Origin of the sequence: Scytonema millei VB511283 (assembly GCF_000817735.3) — a bacterium.
Taxonomy (GTDB): Bacteria; Cyanobacteriota; Cyanobacteriia; order Cyanobacteriales; family Chroococcidiopsidaceae; genus Chroococcidiopsis; species Chroococcidiopsis millei_B.
Window position 1 is genome coordinate 474650 of the sequence record NZ_JTJC03000004.1, and the last position, 18851, is coordinate 493500.

The 18851-nt window shown below is 45.9% G+C and carries 17 protein-coding genes; 3 read left to right on the forward strand and 14 right to left on the reverse strand.

The genetic code is table 11. The features are described from left to right. Window positions 1-12: 12 nt before the first annotated feature. Complete coding sequence (locus tag QH73_RS17180; RefSeq protein ID WP_039717748.1) at window positions 13-1260, reverse strand: CCA tRNA nucleotidyltransferase; 1248 nt, start codon at window positions 1258-1260, stop codon at window positions 13-15. Window positions 1261-1342: 82 nt separating this feature from the next. Between QH73_RS17180 and QH73_RS17185 the strand changes: the two genes are divergently transcribed. Together QH73_RS17185 and tsaB are read left to right on the forward strand one after the other, a co-directional pair. Further along, entirely contained in the window at window positions 1343-1591 is a 249-nt protein-coding gene (locus QH73_RS17185; protein ID WP_039716981.1) for a Ycf34 family protein, read from the forward strand. Between the two features lie 62 nt (window positions 1592-1653). Then, on the forward strand, window positions 1654-2268 hold the full coding sequence (gene tsaB, locus QH73_RS17190; protein WP_039716980.1) for a tRNA (adenosine(37)-N6)-threonylcarbamoyltransferase complex dimerization subunit type 1 TsaB: 615 nt from the start codon (window positions 1654-1656) through the stop codon (window positions 2266-2268). A gap of 102 nt (window positions 2269-2370) precedes the next feature. On the opposite strand, the gene QH73_RS17195 is transcribed toward tsaB, so the two are convergent. The 10 genes from QH73_RS17195 to QH73_RS17240 all read right to left on the reverse strand — a co-directional run bounded on the left by QH73_RS17195 (window position 2371) and on the right by QH73_RS17240 (window position 15041). Next, window positions 2371-4386, reverse strand: a complete 2016-nt coding sequence (locus tag QH73_RS17195) for a hybrid sensor histidine kinase/response regulator (RefSeq protein WP_039716979.1) — start codon at window positions 4384-4386, stop codon at window positions 2371-2373. Then, window positions 4379-4831, reverse strand: coding sequence for a response regulator (locus QH73_RS17200; RefSeq protein WP_039716978.1), 453 nt, complete (start codon window positions 4829-4831; stop codon window positions 4379-4381). The genes QH73_RS17195 and QH73_RS17200 overlap by 8 nt, the downstream gene beginning before the upstream one ends. Window positions 4832-4961: 130 nt before the next feature. Continuing rightward, on the reverse strand, window positions 4962-6548 hold the full coding sequence (locus tag QH73_RS17205; RefSeq protein ID WP_052290208.1) for a sensor histidine kinase: 1587 nt from the start codon (window positions 6546-6548) through the stop codon (window positions 4962-4964). A 184-nt stretch (window positions 6549-6732) separates the two neighbouring features. Continuing rightward, window positions 6733-7845, reverse strand: a complete 1113-nt coding sequence (locus QH73_RS17210) for an ABC transporter permease (RefSeq protein ID WP_039716977.1) — start codon at window positions 7843-7845, stop codon at window positions 6733-6735. Between the two features lie 85 nt (window positions 7846-7930). Then, window positions 7931-8800 (reverse strand): sulfate ABC transporter permease subunit CysW, encoded by an 870-nt coding sequence (gene cysW, locus QH73_RS17215; RefSeq protein WP_039716976.1) that lies wholly within the window; start codon window positions 8798-8800, stop codon window positions 7931-7933. Further along, window positions 8790-9659, reverse strand: a complete 870-nt coding sequence (gene cysT / locus QH73_RS17220; RefSeq protein ID WP_039716975.1) for a sulfate ABC transporter permease subunit CysT — start codon at window positions 9657-9659, stop codon at window positions 8790-8792. The genes cysW and cysT overlap by 11 nt, the downstream gene beginning before the upstream one ends. Before the next feature lie 183 nt (window positions 9660-9842). Beyond that, window positions 9843-10985, reverse strand: a complete 1143-nt coding sequence (locus tag QH73_RS17225) for a sulfate ABC transporter substrate-binding protein (protein ID WP_039716974.1) — start codon at window positions 10983-10985, stop codon at window positions 9843-9845. A gap of 358 nt (window positions 10986-11343) precedes the next feature. Next, window positions 11344-11577, reverse strand: coding sequence for a DUF4327 family protein (locus tag QH73_RS17230; protein ID WP_015155351.1), 234 nt, complete (start codon window positions 11575-11577; stop codon window positions 11344-11346). A gap of 335 nt (window positions 11578-11912) precedes the next feature. Then, window positions 11913-13547: a glycoside hydrolase family 3 protein gene (locus QH73_RS17235; RefSeq protein WP_039716973.1), complete on the reverse strand. Its 1635-nt coding sequence runs from the start codon at window positions 13545-13547 to the stop codon at window positions 11913-11915. A gap of 81 nt (window positions 13548-13628) precedes the next feature. Then, complete coding sequence (locus tag QH73_RS17240; RefSeq protein WP_039713397.1) at window positions 13629-15041, reverse strand: RNA-guided endonuclease InsQ/TnpB family protein; 1413 nt, start codon at window positions 15039-15041, stop codon at window positions 13629-13631. A 62-nt stretch (window positions 15042-15103) separates the two neighbouring features. Here QH73_RS17240 and tnpA point away from each other — a divergent pair, with 62 nt between their 5' ends. Further along, window positions 15104-15502: an IS200/IS605 family transposase gene (gene tnpA, locus QH73_RS17245; protein WP_039713398.1), complete on the forward strand. Its 399-nt coding sequence runs from the start codon at window positions 15104-15106 to the stop codon at window positions 15500-15502. A 125-nt stretch (window positions 15503-15627) separates the two neighbouring features. Here the strand turns inward: tnpA and QH73_RS17250 are convergent, their stop codons facing one another. The 3 genes from QH73_RS17250 to QH73_RS17260 all read right to left on the reverse strand — a co-directional run bounded on the left by QH73_RS17250 (window position 15628) and on the right by QH73_RS17260 (window position 18672). After that, a complete protein-coding gene (locus QH73_RS17250) occupies window positions 15628-16110 on the reverse strand; it encodes a pentapeptide repeat-containing protein (protein WP_039716971.1) in 483 nt (160 codons plus the stop codon). A gap of 174 nt (window positions 16111-16284) precedes the next feature. Further along, window positions 16285-16866: a thioredoxin family protein gene (locus tag QH73_RS17255; RefSeq protein ID WP_039716970.1), complete on the reverse strand. Its 582-nt coding sequence runs from the start codon at window positions 16864-16866 to the stop codon at window positions 16285-16287. A gap of 345 nt (window positions 16867-17211) precedes the next feature. Beyond that, window positions 17212-18672: an S-layer homology domain-containing protein gene (locus QH73_RS17260; protein WP_039716969.1), complete on the reverse strand. Its 1461-nt coding sequence runs from the start codon at window positions 18670-18672 to the stop codon at window positions 17212-17214. Between the last annotated feature and the right edge of the window lie 179 nt (window positions 18673-18851).

Sequence of the window (18851 nt, forward strand, 5' to 3'; positions counted from 1 at the left end):
AACTGATAACTGTCAACCATCTAGTCTTTTTGCTGCAAATGCGATCGCCTCTTCTACAGTTGAGATTTTGCCTTCGATTTGAGCCAGTTGAATCTGTAACAACATTTCCCCAATCAGCGGACTAGGTGAGAGTTTAAGAGCTTTCATTAAGTCATTACCTGTCAGAATTGGGGTAGGATGGGCAACTGGATCTTTGGGGTTGAGATAGCGGTGAATGAGCGAAGAGAGTAAATCTATACTCGTCCCTTGTACGACAGCTAAAATTACGATCGCGGGAAAAATAACACCAGCAGCACGAAAGAAAAAGTATTGCTCTGCTAAAGTCATTTGTCCGGGCGATTTTGCTTGGAGTTGAGGTAATAGTTGTAAGGCTGTAGTCACGGCTTTAATTTCTGCCCGACTGTAAGCTAATTTATCTAACTCTATTTCTGCTGTGGCTGAATTTGTGGAAACCAGACAAGTCAGTTTGGCAATTCCCAACCAGGAGGTTTTGATTGTATTTCGTACTGGTTGATTGAGTTCTCGAACTAATTGGGAAAATGATGATAAGCTAGCAGCGGCAGAGTTAACCTTGAGTAATCGCTCTACATGCGATCGCGTCATATTAGGAAACCAAGGTGCAAGTAACCCATCTTCCCAAGCAGCTTGCAACCATGCCGTACCGCGATCGCTGTTGAGGAGATAGCCCAATTCTACCCGCACTCGTTCGGCTGCTACTCGTCCGATTAAAGGTGCAAGCTGACGAATTATCGATCGCGTATTTGGTTCGAGAGTGAAATCTAACTGAGCAGCTTGACGATAACCTCTCAGCAACCGTAACGGATCGTCTTGCAAATTTGCAGGCGATACCATCCGTAACAAGCGTTGCTGTAAGTCAGTATAGCCGTGTAAAGGATCGATGAGTTCTTGAGTGTGAGGATTGTAGGCGATCGCATTGATTGTGAAATCTCGTCGTTGCAAGTCGGCTTCGAGAGCAACACCCTCTTGTAAGGCAAAATCAACGGTAGCATTTTTAAACACGACTCTGGCAATCTGCCTTTGCGCGTCGAGTAAGACAAAACCAGCTTTGTAATGTTTGGCGATCGCCCTAGCTGTCTCAACCGCTTTTTCTGGTAGAACAAAATCTAAATCCAAATAATCTGAGTTTCTCCCGAGTAGGCGATCGCGGACTGCACCACCTACTAGGTACGATGGTTGAGGCAACCATTCCCAGCCAAAGGGCAGATCGGTAAATAATTGAGATAATAAAGAGGGAGACATCGCAACAAAAATCAACCCAGCAACTGACTCACATCCAGTTTGTATAAGCTAAATTAACAGAAAAGCAAATGGAGAAGGTTCTATGTGCATCTGCGTCAATTGCCATTACGTGGATCGCTGCATGACCTATCATGCAGTAGAACACCAACACCAGCAACCCCACTTGACCGAAAATCCAAGTTTTGAACCAGTCGAACCAAGCATTAATGTCAATATCCGTCCCAAAGAAGACTACATTGAAATGGAATGGGACGTAGTAGGCTGCCTCAGTTTCAAAGCCGAAATGGGTAAATGGTCAAAACTGCGCCCCGGCGAACTCGTACCGACTTGAGAGGGAGTAGGGAGTAGGGGGACAAGGGAGAATATCTACAAATGACCAATGATAAATGACCAATGACAAATTATGCTCTTGCTCTACACACGACAACACCAGAGTTAGGACTGGCAATTAGTAATTTTCAGGAAGATAGACGCGATCGCGTTGTGCATTTGGGGCGCGATCTGTCAAGTCTTTTGCACCAAAATTTAGCAGAGTTTTTGCAACCTCAAACTTGGTCAAATTTGGCATTTATTGCTGTAGCTAGGGGACCAGGAGGCTTTACAGGGACGCGCATCGGCGTGGTAACGGCGCGGACGCTAGCGCAACAACTCGATATTCCCCTATTTGCCATCTCCACTTTAGCCGCAGTCGCCTGGGGACATCGAGGCGAAAAACCTATCGCCGTGCAAATGCCAGCCCAGCGAGGACAATTATTTACGGCAATTTATCAATTGACTTCAGATTCGCAAGGCTTAACTCCCCTATTGGCAGACACAGTTATGTCTCCCGAAGCATGGCAGCAAACTCTGGCTGATTTTTCAGCTCCTTGTCAACTACTTTCTGCCGAGGGCGATCTAGGGGCTTCTGTTTCTCAGATATTAGAACTAGCCGAACTCGAATGGCAACAAGGCAAACGCCCTCACTGGTCGGCAGCATTACCTTTTTACGGACAGCATCCGGTAGACTGAAAAGTCAAAAGCTAATTGAAAAGTCAAAAGTCAAAAGCTAAAAGTCAAAAAGCACTGGGTTCAGAATTCTCTCTTATTCTTTACTCCCGACTCCCGACTCCCTTATAACTTTTCAGATAAATAACTATCTTTAGTCAGTTTCAGAATTATCGACATTAATTGGTAGGGATTGACAGGTTTAGAGAGATGGACTTGAAAACCAGCAGCGATCGCGCGATCGCGGTCTGAATCTCTAGCAAACCCAGTTAAGGCGATCGCCGGGGTATGAGTACCTAGTCCTATTTCCTGCATTCTAATTTGGTGAATCAGAGCATAACCATCTTCTCCTGGCATCCCCAGATCGCAAACTATAATATCCGGTTTGAACTGGGTAAAGGCAGCGATCGCTTCCGGTACTGAGCCAGCAACAACAATCTCAGCACCGTACTCCGTAAGAGCTACTGCCAATAATTCCAAAGTATCGGGTTCGTCATCAACCGCTAAAACTTTTCTCCCCACTAAGGGATATGGTTCTGATGTCTCCAACCAGAGATCGGCAGTAGAAGGCTGCCGATTTTGACTCAATTTTTGTTTTGGTAGTGGGAGCTGAACTGTGAAAGTTGCTCCCTGTCCGACTCCGTCGCTAGCAACACCAACTGTCCCACCGTGCATTTCGACGATGTGACGGACGATCGCCAGTCCCAATCCTAACCCGCCATGCGATCTGGTGCTAGAGCTATTTTCTTGCCGAAAGCGATCGAAGACATGCGGCAGAAACTCGGCACTAATGCCTTGACCGCGATCGATAATTTGAATTTGAGCTTGGCTGTTAGAATCGTCAGCAACTAATGATAGGCAAATGTCTGCCTGTTGACCTTCGGCAGAAAACTTAATTGCGTTACTCAGCAAATTCCAAAAGACTTGTTGCAATCGGTTAAAGTCACCCAAAAGCAAAATTTGTTTCTCGATTTCTGCGTCTTCCCAATCAGGATCGATTGTAAACTTAAGTTGAATTCTTTTTGCATCAGCCATCGGCTGTACTGTCTTAATTGTTGCGGCAATAATTGACGGTAGATAGACCGGAGCGAACTGAAGTTCGAGCGTGCCTTGAACAATGCGGGAGACATCTAATAAGTCCTCAATTAAATGTTGTTGCCATTTCGCATTGCGTTCGATCGCTTCTAATATTTCCCATTTGGTAATCGTCGTAAATTTTCGCGTGCGAAGTATTTGCGACCAACCAAGAATGGCATTGAGCGGTGCGCGTAGTTCGTGAGACACAACAGCTAAAAACTCATCTTTGATCCGATTTGCTGCTGTTAAACTTTCGGCTTGTTGTCTTAGGGTATCTTCCATCTGCTTCGTGGAAGTAATATCTGTATGGGAACCAACCATGCGGATTGCAGCGCCAGTTTCATCCCACAAGACTTTGCCGCGAGACAAAATCCATTTGTAAGTGCCATCTTTACAACGCAGGCGATGTTCTGTGCGGTAAAATTCAGTTTGTCGGGCAAGATGCTCTTGTAGCGATCGCATCACCGATTCCACATCGTCTAAATGCACGCGGTTTGACCATTCTTCAAAGCAATTCCCAATCTCATTTTCGGCATAACCCAGCATTGCTTTCCACCGGGCTGAAAGAAAAACTGTATGATTTTTAATATCCCAGTCCCAGAGTCCGTCATTAGCACCATCTAATGCTAAGTGCCAGCGAGCTTCACTTTCTTCGAGTTCTAACTGAATGCGTTGGCGTTCTCGTCGGGAAGCAGCCTCTTCCATCTCTCGTTCAATCGCTGGGACTAGACGCGCCAAGTTCCCTTTCATAATGTAGTCGTGCGCTCCAGCTTTCATGGCTGCGACAGCAGTTTCTTCACCAATGTTGCCAGAAACGATAATAAATGGAATATCTAAAGCTTTAGCTTGCAATAAGCGCAAAGCAGCAGTAGCATTAAATTTTGGTAACGAATAATCGGCTAGAATAATATCCCACTGTTGCCGATCTAGGGCGCTCGACATTGCCTCTGGAGTTTCTACCCTCAGCCACTCTACATCGCAGTTATGGCGTTCTAGATAACACACCAACAACTCAGCATCATCTTCTGAGTCTTCAACTAGTAAGATACGTAGAGGTTTACTCACGGTATGATTTACATGGCGGGAATTCATTTAAGTGGAGCCAGTATAACCCAAGCTGCCGAGAAGCTACCAAAAAATCCGTAAAGTTTACAGGTTTGCGCACGTAGCTATTGCAACCTAATTCGTAGCTGTTAATCATATCTTCCTGTTCGTTGGAAGTTGTCAATACGACAACGGGAAGAGAACGAGTTTTTGCATCAGCTCGTAGGCGGCGTATAACTTCTAAACCACTTACCTTCGGTAGATTTAAGTCCAGCAGTACTAATGTTGGTTGCTGTTTGGGGTGGCGATCGCTATATTTACCCGTAAGAAATAAGTAATCTAGTACCTCAGCTCCATCGCGGACAACATCAATTTCATACTCTAAACCACTGCGCTCAAATGCCATCAGCGTTAGTTCTTCATCATCGCGATTATCTTCTACTAGTAAAATCAGTTTTTTAGGCATTTTTATCAGTTATCAATTATCAGTTATCAGTGACTAGTGGCTGGCGGAACCAGTGGTTGGAATTGCTCCTCTGCTTTCTTTTGTCTCCCGTTCTCTCAGTTTTGACTTTTGATTTTTGACTTTTGACTTCTTAAATTCTCTCTTGTAGCGTGAAGAAAAATGTTGTACCTCGATCTAAGGTACTTTCTGCCCAAATTTGCCCTCCGTGACGTAGAACGATCCGCTTGACTGTAGCCAATCCAATGCCATTACCAGGAAATTCATCTTCTGAATGGAGGCGTTGAAAGGCAACGAACAATTTAGCAGCATATGCCATGTCGAAGCCAGCACCATTGTCACTAATAAAATAAACATCGGAGGCAGTAAAAGGAGATAAAGAGCGTTCCGTAAAGAATTTGAGCTGTTTTAATGGAAGCTTGCCAAATTCAATTCGCGCAGATTTTTTGCGTGAGGTAAATTTCCAAGCGTTGTTGAGTAAATTCTCAAATAAAACTCGAATGAGTTGTGGATCTGCTGGTGCGGTGAGATCGGGAGCGATCGCAAATTCTACGGCTCGTTCTGGTTGTGCCTGTTGTAATTCTGAAGCGATATTTCGCACCACTGCGCTCAAATCGAGATTTTGTAACTGCATTTCGCTGCGCGTCACCCGCGATAAGTGGAGCAATTCTTCAATCAGTTCTCCCATTCTTTGACTGGCAGCACGAATACGTTGCAGATAGTGTTTCCCTTTCTCGTCCAAGTTAGTACAGCGTTCTAGTAAAGCTAGACTGAAACCGTCGATACTGCGTAATGGGGCGCGAAGATCGTGGGAGACAGAATAGGAAAATGCCTCTAGTTCTTTATTCGCAGCTTCTAATTGTGCCGTGCGCTCGGTTACCCGCTGTTCAAGATTATGATTGAGTTCTTGTAGAAGTGACTGTTCTTGTTTGCGCTCTGTAATGTCTTGCAAATAAACTGATAAGCCTTTCGCTGCCGGATAAACTCGAACCCCTAACCATTTATCAAGTGGCGCAAAAAATTCTTCAAATCTGACAGTGACTTGCTCGGTTACAGCTCGGCGATATTCGCGCTCGAAAATAGTTCCTACAATGGCGGGAAATTCAGACCAAATGTGACGATTGAGTAATTCATCTGGCGATCGCTGCAACAAGTTTTCGGCTTGAGGATTAATGTAGGTAAATCGCCAGTCACCGTCCAAGGCAAAAAATGCATCGGAAATGCTTTCTAGTAGTTCGGTGACTTCTTGACGAGCCTTTTGTTCGCGTCCCAACAATTCATCCAGTTTTTGATTGGCGTGTAATAATTCGGTGGTGCGTTCTGCAACCGCATTCTCTAAATTACCTTTTGCTTGTGCTAGTTCGGCGATCGCTTTCGCCAATTGGCTTTGAGTCTGAGCTAGCAGCAACGGTCCATCAATCAGTAGCGAATACTGTCGGCGTAGTGCAAAGTAAATTACAGCAATACTAGCAGTCAGCAAGTCCACAACAACTTGCACCTGCACTGTCAGTTGGGCAAATCGTGGATCGACAATTCCACCTACAACATGGACAGAGTGACCCACAGCACAGGTGAAAAAGATAATAACAGTTGCTAGAACGAGTGGGTTCTTGAGTAAATGCTCTTGTCCGCGTCGGAGTCCCTGAAAGATCAGGAAGGATATTGCGAAGTAGCAAACCGCAATGACACTATTTGCACCCAACAACAGACTATTAAGCATAAGCAAGAAAAGCTGGAAAGAATATTAAGGAATAATCCAGCTTAATCCACCTCTACAGTTATCAGTTATCAGTTATCAGTTATCAGTTATCAGGGAGCACGGAGTAGGGAGCAGTGACGATTTACTACTAGTCACCAGCCACCAGCCACCAGCCACTCCCGACTTACGACTTACGACTTATCTCCTACCGTCTGACACTGCGCGGGTCGAGGGCATCGCGCAAGCCATCTCCTAATAAATTAAACGCCAGCACTGTAACAATAATTAATATCGCGGGAGGCCAAACCAACCAAGGTTGTAGCACTAAAATTGAGGCATTTGTTGCTAAAGAGAGCAAATTGCCCCAAGATGGATCGGGTTGCTGAATGCCCAACCCAATTAGACTTAATACCGATTCTGCCGCAATAAATCCAGGTACGGATAGAGTTGCTGAGATGATGATATACGTTGCTGTTTGAGGCAAAACGTGACGGATGATGATGTAGAAAGGATCGCCACCCATAGCTTTAGCCGCTTGAACGAATTCTCGCTCTTTAATCGATAGAACTTGTCCGCGAATGACTCGCGCCAGTCCAGACCAACTGATAAAAGAAGTAATTAAAACGATCAGCATAAATCGCTGGGCGCTACTTAGTCCTGGTGGTAAAACTGCTGCCAAAGCAACCAATAGATAAAGACCAGGAATCGTCATTAATACTTCTACAAGACGCATGATGATGCTATCGATCCAACCACCAAAATAGCCAGAAATACCGCCGACAATCATGCCGAGGGGAAAAGAGATAGCGACTCCGATTAAACCAACGCTGAGGCTAACGCGCCCCCCATGTAGCAGGCGGCTAAATTGATCGCGTCCCTGTTCGTCAGTTCCCAATAAGTTAAATTTAGCTCCAGTTGTACCGAACAAATGCAGATTGACAGGAATGCCGCTAAAAACTTCTACTTCTTCAAAATTATTGCCCAGTGGTAAGCTGAGACGAAATAGTTGGTAGCGATCGCCCGCAACAAAAAAGCGGAACCAAGCAGGCTTAGTACGGTCTACAATCAGTTGGCGATCGCCTGTATTTAAATCTGTCTTACCTTGAGTCGTAGGGTAAACGTGGGGTCCAACAAATTGCCCCTGTGTATTCTGCCAATAAATTTGCGTGGGTGGCAGCAGGGAACCATTAGCTTGAGACTCATAAGGGTCGTAGGGTGCGACACAATCAGCGGCGATAACCGCAATGTAAAAAATGAGTAGCAGAATCGCCCCAAAGCGGGCGAGGGGATTCTTGTTAAGTCTTTGCCACCAGTTCATAATTGGGGAGGAGAGTAGGGGCGCACGGCTGTGCGCCCTTGTAGCCAGTTAAGTCTGTATTTTAAGCTAAATACAAAATATCGCCCTATTCCACATCTTTAATCCGAGTTCTCCGTTCTAAAATCTCCTTCAATACCAACGTCACTACAGCCAATAAAGCCAACAATACGGCAGCAGAGTAAGCAGCCTCAGTTTCATATTGTTTGTAAGCATCTTCAACAAACAGGGGTAGACTTTGGGTTTTTCCCGAAATATTTCCCGAAACTACCGAGACCGCACCAAATTCACCCATAGCTCTCGCATTAGTCAAAATTAAGCCGTAGAGTAATCCCCAACGGATATTCGGCAAGGTGACGCGCCAAAAGATCTGCCAGTCGTTTGCGCCTAGAGTCTTTGCCGCTTCTTCTTGATCCGAGCCTAATTCCTCTAATACGGGAATCACCTCACGGGCAACAAAGGGCATACTCACAAATGCTGTAGCCAGCACCATGCCTGGAAAAGCAAAGATAATATTCAGCCCGTGTTCTTGCAACCAACCACCAAACCATCCTTGTCGCCCGTAGAGCAAGACAATCATCAGACCTGCAACTACAGGCGAGATCGAAAAGGGCAGATCGATCAAGCTTAAAACAAAGGCACGACCTGGAAATCGGTGACGAGTCAGCGCCCAAGCCGCACATAGCCCAAAAACTGTATTCAGTGGCAGGGCGATCGCGGCTAACATGACTGTTAATTGGACGGCATGGAGAAACTCCGGTCGAGTCAGGTTAGCAAAAAATGGACCAACTCCTTTGCTAAAAGCTTGAATAAAGACGTTTAAGGCGGGGATATAAAGTACTAGACTGACATAGGCGATCGCCACGACAATCAGAATGGCTGGAATCCAACTCTTTTGTTCGCTAGGCGCAGCTTTGCTGTTATTCATCTGAGAATTCATCTCCTTCCTAGTCGTCATACCGTCTTCCCCAAGCCTGCAAAAGATTAATCAACAGCAGCAACACTAATGAAATCAGCAGCAACACCGTACCGATAACAGTTGCACCAGAATAGTCATACTGCTCTAAGCGTTGAAAAATCAGTACGGGTGCAATCAAATCTCTAAAAGGCGTGTTGGAGGAAATAATTACGGTTGAGCCGTACTCCCCAACTGCACGGGAGAAACCCAAAGCCACACCAGTCAAGATGGCAGGAAATAGAGGCGGTAAAATAACGCGCCGGAAAGTTTGCCATTGATTTGCTCCCAAACTCCAAGCCGCTTCTTCAATCTCGCGTTCCATTTCTTGCATTACGGGTTGCACTGTCCGTACCACAAAAGGCAGCGAAATAAAAATCATTGCCACCCATACCCCCAAACGGGTGAAGGATACCTTAATTCCCAAAGGGGCAAGTAAAGAGCCGATCCAGCCATTATTGCTATAGACTGTTGCCAGCGTTAGCCCCGCAACTGAAGTTGGTAGGGCAAAGGGCAAATCGATCGAAGCATCAATTAATCTTTTGAAGGGAAATTTGTAGCGCACTAAAACCCAGGCAATCAGAGTGCCAAAAAGTCCATTCATCAAAGCTGCCAAGATTGATGTCACAAACGTGACATTGTACGTTGCTAACGCCACCGGACTCGTAGCAATGCGCCAAAAGTTAACAGGACCTTCAGTACTTGCTTTGAGGAACATTGCTGCAATGGGGACAAATAACATCACTGTGAGATATCCCAGCGTGATGCGCCACGTCCAAGGCATATGAAACAACCATTGCCACAACTTTTGAGCTACTGATGAATTGCGAAAACCAAATCGAGATGCAGGAGATACAGCCATCTGAAAAGTTAAAAGTCAAAAGTTAAAAGTCAAGAATCAAGAATCAGGAGTCGTAGGGGCGGGTTTATTGGCGTTAGCTGTAGCTAGACGAGTCTGCTCTCAGTCAAACCCGCCCGTACAAGAATCAGAAGAATGTATGTAAAATCTCTTCCACGCACCACGCAACCACCCACCACGCAACAATTAACGATTAATTTTGGCTTGAATTTGGTCGAAAACTGCTCCGTCTTCAAAAAACTTGGTTTGGACTACGTTCCATCCGCCAAAATCTTTTACAGAGCCGAGATTTTGCACTTTGGGATATTTATCAGTATTTTCCTTGGTTTGAGCTACTGTCTCGTCCACTGGTCGAAATCCAACTTTGGCAAACTCTTGCTGCGCTTCGGGTGTAAACAAATACTTGACAAAAGCTTCAGCGACTTCGCGAGTTCCGTGCTTGTCCACATTTTTATCCACTACAGCAATGGGATTGTCGATGGAGATGTTGACATCGGGAATTATGTAAGACACCTTCTCGCCTTTTTGTTGCGCTAGGAGAATTTCGTTTTCGTAGTTAATCAGAGCATCTCCCTGCCCTTGCTTGAAAAAGACATCGGTTGCTTCTCGCGCATCTTTAGTTAAAATTGGCACGTTGCCATAAACTTTGCTGACAAAATCGAGTGCTTGTTCTTCGCTAGCACCAGTTTTGATGGCAGAATTCCACAGCGTCAGGAAATTCCAACGGGCAATACCGGAAGTCTTCGGATCGGCTGTAATCAGGCTGACTCCATCTTTGGCTAAATCTGCCCAAGTCTTAATACCTTTGGGGTTTTCTGGACGAGTGACTAATGCGGCAACGGATTTAGAGACAATGGCATTATCGGGGACTTCTTTTTCCCATCCTGGCTCGATGAGTCCTGCTTTTTCGATCCTGCTTGTATCAAGGGCAAGGGCTAAGTGAACGATATCCGCTTCCAAACCATCAATCACGGCGCGAGTTTGGGAACCAGAACCACCGTAGCTCGTCTTGAAGGTCACGTTTTGGTTATGTTCTTGCTTCCACTGCTCGGTAAACTGGGGAATAATCGCGTCGTGAGCGGCTTTGGTGACAGCAAAAGAAACCAGAGTCAGTTCTACATCCTGCTTGTTTGCCGCGACAGGACTCGCAGCAGGATTTTGAGTCGCCGAATTATTGCCGTTCCCACCGGAGCAAGCTGCGATCGCCACGCTCAAACTCACTCCAACTAAAAATAGCGATGTCAAGCTTTTGACCGAATTCCACCTGAGTCTACCAAGTTGCTCAACCCCCATCTGCCATTGCTTCCAGGTCTGCTGCCACCACCTCATGTCATTGTCTCCTGATAATCTACGAATTTTTGGTAGAACTACCGTATTTGATCTGTCTGGTCATAGATATTACCGAGTCAAACCAAAAAAAGCAAGAAAAATCCTCATTCTCCGAGCGAGAATGTGGAGTTTATGGAAAAAGAGGAATATCTGGGTGGAATTGTAATAGCTGATAGTTAATTGTTCGTAACTATTATTGACATTTGTAGGGGCGCACAGCCGTGCGCCCCTACAGATCGCATGTTTTACCCAATTGAAACCGCTATTAAACTGTCATGCAATTACGATGCATTTGCTAAAAACGCTAAGGGCTAGTGCGTCGTTGCACTAGCCCTTAGTTTCTAATTCCATAGCCCTTTTAATCGTTATCCCATTGTTCTCTACCAATCAGATCGCCGATGCGATCGCGTAGCAAGAAATCACATTGCTCTAATTCGCACTCTATGCAAACCCATTCCCGTGCTGGAATGTACTGACACAGAGTATAGATTGGCTGCTGGCGGCTAACCAATCCTTTTTGTACCAACTGACGGGCTTCATCTTGGATTACGTCCAAAGAATATCGGATTGGTGGCACCGTATTTACACTCATAGTTTTAACCTAAGTTTCGATCGGGGTATCGGATGTGTTGTTCTCTCAAGGTGGCAGATGGGTAAAAATTAATTGAAGTTGAAAATTTTGTAGTTGACTATACTGAAATTATCCCTATTTTGACGTTATATCATTCAAATATATATTAACAAATATTGAGACAGTCAACAAATCTTGACAAAATGTTCGCCACCTGTCTATGCTTGAACTTTTTCAAGAGCTGGTGCATAGCCCTTTCAATCCTATATTTTTTGGTTTAGGAATGGGTTAAGGTTTTGTCATATCTAACTCAGGTGAGATAGAAGAGTAAAAAAAATCTATCTTAAGATAGAGAACTAAATCGACCTAGCAAATAATGCAGACAAGGAAACTGCCTGAGCTGTTGGCATTTGCCCGTAAGAGAAAACACAAGGAATAGAGGGTAGCATAGGCAGCAACTGCTGGAGGACATATGGACTACCGTAAACTACCAGTGCTTGAAGATTACCTGAAGCTAATAATTTCTTAACCCATACCTGTCCTACTTGCGCGATTCCAGCACTTCCGCGAAAAGGATTGCCGCGAATGAACATCTGGAGTAGAGTTGGGCAATCGTCATCAGTCTCAAAAACAACAGGGGTATGGCGATCGCAAAGTTGTGTTGTATAGCCGCGTAGAGTAGGGAGAGCGATCGCAGGTGCTTTACGGTGTAAGAAATCGCATCCAAGCAATTCATCAACCACAATCAAATTCCTCAAATTTTTTGACTCTGAGGCAGATGCTGCTGTCATCACTGGCATCAAAGGCAAGTTTCCCCGTACGACCTGGGAAGCACCTAAAATCTCATTCACGACCGCAAAAGCTTCCGGTTTAGCCAATTCTAGTAAGGGAGCAGGGAAATTTTGATTTCTTCCTTGTCCTTCTTGTCTCCTTGTCCCTTCGTTCTCTATCTCGCCGCTAACCCGCAATTTAGCCTTCCAGATCCGCTCTACAGAAGCGCAAATTCGCTCTTTAGAGATGCGTCCGGTTTCAACAGCAGTACAGACAGCTTGAATTGCGCCTTCAGGATCGACTGGCATCAGTAAAATATCTGCTCCGGCTTCCACTGCGAGTACGGGTGCTTCGTTGGCTCCATAGCGATTGGCGATCGCTCCCATAACTAAGGCATCGGTAACAATTAAACCCTCAAAACCCATGTTCTGACGTAGCTGTTGTGTCAAAATATGCGATGAGAGGGTAGCTGGATGTTCCGTATCCCAACTGGGTATGAGTAAATGGGCGCTCATCACCGCATCTACCCCAGCCGCGATCGCCGCTTGGAAAGGTGGTAGTTCGATTTCTGCCAATCTTGCCGGAGAATGAGGAATGACTGGTAAATCTAAATGAGAATCAGCAGCCGTGTCCCCATGCCCAGGAAAATGCTTAGCTGCGGTGAGTACGGGATAAGATTTTGCCCCTTGAATATAGGCACTAGCTAGCTGGCTGACTATCGCTGGATTGTCGCCAAAGGAACGGACGTTAATCACAGGATTGTCAGGGTTGTTGTTGACATCTACTACAGGAGCAAGCACCCAGTTAATTCCAACCGCTAAGGCTTCTTGAGCGGTAATTGCTCCCATTCGAGCTGCATATGTTTGGGCGAGACTGAGGTTGTGGGATGCGATCGCCCCTATTGCCATTGGTGGAGGAAACCAAGTCGCACCAGCAAAACGCTGTCCCACCCCTTCCTCAATATCTGCGGCAATCAATAACGGAATTTTTGCCCAGGATTGCAATTGTTGCGTTTTTAAAGCGATTTCTGCCGCACTTCCACCCAGTAGGATCGCACCACCTACACCTAGTTCTACCAACCGCTTGAGCTTGTCAGTAGTTGGTTCCCAGCTGGGATAGAGAATCTGGTGGTCGAACAAGTAGCCGGAAGCTCTGATCGCGAGCATCTGAGCCACTAGTTCTGTCAAGGAAAGAGTATCGAGATTAGGTAGCGATCGCATGAACTTAGAGATTGAGTTGATGGTTGATTCTTAACTTTGACGGCTCCCCACGAATAGAATTCGGGGGATTCCGAAGGGTAGTTACCCACTCTTCCTCCACTCAAAAATAGACAATTGCTCGTATTTTTGAGGGTTCCTGGACTCAGCAACCAACGTCGCTGATTTCCCCTGTCTTGCAACAGGCTTCTCAGGCGTAACTTTCTGGGGGACTCCCAGTAGTGGCAGCGATATGCCAAGTTCTTTCAATCCGCGTTGCCGGATTACGACAGCGGCATCAATATCTGCATCGGCTATATGACCGCAAGACTCGCACAAAAACTTCTCTTGGTCGCGGTTTGTGGGGCTTTTGTAGCCGCAGCAACTACATTCCTGACTGGTGTGCCTGGGATGAATCGAATGAATCAAAACACCTGACTTCGCAGCCACGACAATTGTTTTTTGTTTCAACTCACCCCAAGCCGCATCTCCGATAACTCGATTCAAACCTCGCTTCGCAGCCTGACCGTTATGTAGGTAGCGTCCGGTTTCGGGATCTACCTTGGGCTTGCAGCGTGCCATCATTCGCTTGATATTGAGATCCTCGAAGATGATGAGATCGGTGGTACGGGTTAGTTTGTGTGCTACTTTCCACTGATAATCCGTGCGTCGCCGCTCTATTTTTTGTTCAAGACAAGCTAGTTTTTTATATGCTTTACGACGGTTCTTAGACCCTTTTCTCTTGCGAGATGCGCGTCTATGTAATATTCGCCGTCGCCTTGAGCTAGATTTCAGGAAGCCTGGGTTGGGAATAATTTCGCCCGTGTCGATAGAAGCTAGTTTGGCTATACCAACATCCACACCAATTGCACTTTTTACAGCTAGTGGTGTTGGGGTGGTTGGGACAGAATTATCCTGCAATCGAACGCTAATATACCAGCCATCAGCCTTAGAGCGGACTGTTACAGTCTTGACGGTAAAGCCGTCTGGAAACGGGCGGGACTGGAAAAACCGACACCAACCAATCCCAGGCAGACGAACGCGATTACCTTGAAAGCGCACGTCTCCAGGAGGATAGCTAAACGAGCGAAATTTACTTCGTCGCTTGGGTTTGGGGTAGCCCGCCTCTCCTCGAAAGAACCGTTGAAAGGCATCGTCTACCCGCCGCAGCATTTGCTGGAGAACGTGGTGCTGAATCTGCCCGTACCAGGGGCGCTCTCGCTTAAGGTTGGGTAAATCGGCATCTTGTTGTGCCAACGCGCTTCGCTTCTTGCCCGATGCTGTCCAAGGAGAGCCGTATAGTGCATTTTTCGAGACAGAGCAAGTTAGAGGACAGCACTCAGATGAAGTTGCTAGATCGCAGTAATTGCCTAGCACCGGACTTTTGGCTTGCTCATACGCTTGGGCTCTTTCACGAATCCGAAAGTTGTATTGCAGTCTTAACATCTCTACGTGCTTCTCCATCACAGCCGATTGACTGGGAGACGGGTTGAGCTTGTAGATATATCCGACTAACATAGTTACTATACACTTAAGCTAAAGTTAGTATACAGCTATGACTTAAATAACACAAATAAAAATTGAAACATCAATTCAAATCCAACAAAAACGTTGTCTACTCCTGTAAGTACCACATCGTCTGGTGTCCCAAATACAGACGCTCAGTACTCAAGTCGGGTGTGGATATTCGACTCAAAGAAATCTTGCAACAGATAGCCCAAGAAATTCAAGTAGATATTTTAGAGATGGAGATTATGCCCGACCACGTACACTTGCTAGTCGAGGTAGACCCGCAGTTCGGGGTACACAAAGCGATTAAACGTTTTAAGGGCGCATCGTCTCGTTATTTAAGACAAGAGTTTCCACACTTGAAAAGCAGACTTCCTACTCTTTGGAGTAACTCGTACTTTATCTCTACTGTTGGTGGAGCGCCTTTAGAAGTAATTAAGCAGTATATTCAGTTTCAGAAAGAAGTTTGACGGCGATTAAAATCGCCTGCGCCCTTATCCCCATAGCTAGAAGACTAGGGGCTTGCGGGCGCGTCTTTCCGGTCAACTGTCAACCGTCAACTGTCAACCACCAACCACCAACTACCAACTATCTGTCACCGCCAAGTTGGGGTTGGGGTAACTGTACCATTAGGCATAATTGTCGCTCTATATCTTGCCCCTCGTGAATTGACTAAATCCATAATTGCACCTCTGAGGTTAGCACCTTCTAGGTTAGCAGCCATTAAACCAGCACCAGTCAAGTTGGAGTTGACCAGAAGAGCAGATTTGAGGTTTGCACCGATCAGTAATGTCTCAACTAAATTAGCACTTGAAATATTTGCTGTTTCTAAATTTGCATCGCTTAAATCTGCACCTGCCAAAATCGAACGAGATAAGTTAGCACCTTGAAGATTGGCATTACGCAAATTGGCTCTGCTGAGGTTTAAGTTATTCAGGGGTGCGTTACTTAAGTCACATCGAGGGCAAGCATTTGTACGTTTTAATTGTGCTAGGTCTTGGGGATTATAAGCCCGAGCTGAAGCCATGAAACAAAGAGGAGCTAGCAAAGCAACGGTAGCAAGAATCGAAATTTTCATTGTCTAGATAACTTAATAATCATGTGTTGATGTTTTTTGGCTACTGGAGCCAGGCATAACAATTCGCGCTCCCGACTCAAAATCAGAGCGCCTCAAATAGTTCGGTTTAACAGAGCTGCCCAGCAGCAAGACTCTAATTATAAGATTCCCAAATCTGCTCCTTTGTTTCTCTTTTTAACCGTAGTAACTCGGTTCGTTACCAGGTTTCCACTTAATATTGCATCCGACACTAGGTTTTTGATCGGTTGGCACGGGACGCGAGGCAAGAACTGCATCAATAGCAGCTCGCAAATCTGCACCCGTTACAGGCTTACCATTACTAGGACGGCTATCATCTAACTGTCCGCGATAAACTAATTTTTGTTCCGCATCGAACAAAAAGAAATCTGGAGTGCAAGCAGCGGTATAAGCCTTAGCTATTTCCTGGCTCGCGTCATAGCATACGGGGAATGGCAAATCTAATTCCACTGCCATTGCTTTGAGCTTTTCTGGAGCATCATCGGGGTAGTTGTGAATATCATTGGCACTGATAGCAACCATCCCTACATTTTGATCCTTGTAATCTTTACCGAGTTGCGCTATCTCCGTTTTAACGTGTTTGACAAAAGGGCAATGCTGACAGATAAACATCACTAGCAAAGCCTGTTTGCCAGCAAATGTAGATAAAGAGATCGTGTCACCAGAAACAACATCTGGAAGTTGAAAATCTGGGGCAAGAGTCCCCAGGGGCAACATAGTAGAAGTTGTTAAAGCCATAACTAAGAACTCATAAGTTAAAATTCTCTATTACTCATTTTCTGGATGATAACCAATCGCTGTTAAAGTACAGGGGTTGTAAAGTACAGTAGTTTTCAAAGAGAGCGCTCAAATTAGCTCGCACTTAAGTCTCTAGATTTAAAATCTTACAGTAAAAGATATTACAAGATTTAGTGTTGTCTCACATCTTGCACTCCTGCCCTCAAAATAGAATTCTGAGGCTATACAAACAAAGTCCGCCTGCGCGGACTCATGATACGGAGATCCGAAACCCGCGCACCATCTGAGTTTTGTCTGTGTAGTTCCGCGACTTGCAGTTGCCTGGTACTTTAGATGTGGCTACTTTTATGGTGAAGCTGTTGGTTGCGGCTGGGGTTGATTTGGCGGCTGTTGATTTGGCGGCTGTTGGTTGTTTTGCGGTTGCTGTTGCGCTTTCAGGGCTTCTTGAGCCGTCATCCCCTCACCACCATTACCAAAAAACCAAATCGCTGATGCAGCTTCGGCGCGGGTGACAGGTTTTTTCGGCTGTAACAGTGTGGTATATCCGAAAACCCTGCGAATATTCGACTGCTCTCCGTTTTGAAAATCTGCTATGACTGCACGTAAAGCTTTGGGGTCGATCCGCGCTGCATCTTGAAATCCCCATGACTCTTTTACAGCCTCTAAGGAGGCGTTAGGCAAGGCTTGGCGGGTATCGAGAGGAACTTTCCAAAGAATCAACTGTTCCCGCGTTAACGGGGCATCAGGACGGAATAAAACCGCCGTTCCGTCTCCCGATAAGGAACTGGGAATTAACCCCGCTTCCGCGAGTCCCTGGATAACGGAGAAATCAGGATCGTTTCGCGGTACGTCTCGAAATGCTGGTTGAGCTGCCGATGATGCGGCTCGAATTTGTAGTGCTGGACGAGTGGCTTGAATGCGATTATTGGCTTCAAACAACCAACGAGCAAATTCCCTGCGGCTGACGATCTTGCTGGGATTGAATTGCCGGACGGAATCGGCTTGGCTGCTTTTGGTGTTGGTTGGTTCGAGGGGCAGGACACCCAAAGCCGCCAGATCTGTAATATATTGTTGCAATTCTTGAGGGGCTTGGCTTAGGTCGTTGAAGTTTCGCTCGGCTGTGTCAGAAGTGACTGGGTTGCCTGTCTGTGTTTGAGCTGAGTTTTCCTCGCTGGCTTGGGGTGGTGTAGGAGTGGCGGCTGTAGCTGGAGCATTTCGCTGGTATTGAATGGTAAATTCCGTGCTAGCAGCAGGATCTATTCCAGGGTTCGGCTGGTTGGGTGTAGGAGTCGCATTCGGCGGAGGGGTAGATGTCGTTCTCGGCGCGATCGCTATTTTGACTAACAAGTCATTCTGCCGCGCCTCAATCGTAGTGTTGTTCGTTTCTCCCTCTGATGGTGGATTGACAACTTGCCAATTATTTTTCTGGAATTCTTGCTGATAAAAGCTTTGCACGGCGTTGATCGGCGCAGTAGTCACCCAACGGGTTTCGTTCGGCTGCTGCGGCTCGTTTGCTTGTGTCACAGCTACAAGCTGGGTATCGTAGCGGGAATCGTCAAAGGGAGGAATCTCTGAAGGGAAGTCAGATGGTAGCTGGGCGATCGCCCCATTCGGCTGATTTTGCCGATTTGAATCGGTGGTTTGTGTAGAAGTGCCAGAACTGCTAAACGGTCGATTGGTCTCCAACTCAGGATCGGCAGCTAGAGTCCGCTCCAACTGCTGAGCGTTAGGACTGTTAGCGCAGGCAGTTACAGCAAGCAATAAGCAGGTTAAACTAGCTAATCGAGCGCTTTTTGAAAAAAACACGGTTTTCAGTATATGTACTAGTTTTACGCTAGCGTAGGACTGCCCAATATCTGTAATTCTACGCTCCTTAACATCTTAGCTATATGCAAAAACTAAAATAGATATTAAATTTAAGAGGAGGCTGATTTATAATCCGCTATGGCTACTTCTTTCACCTCTCACTAAGCGTTACCTGTTAG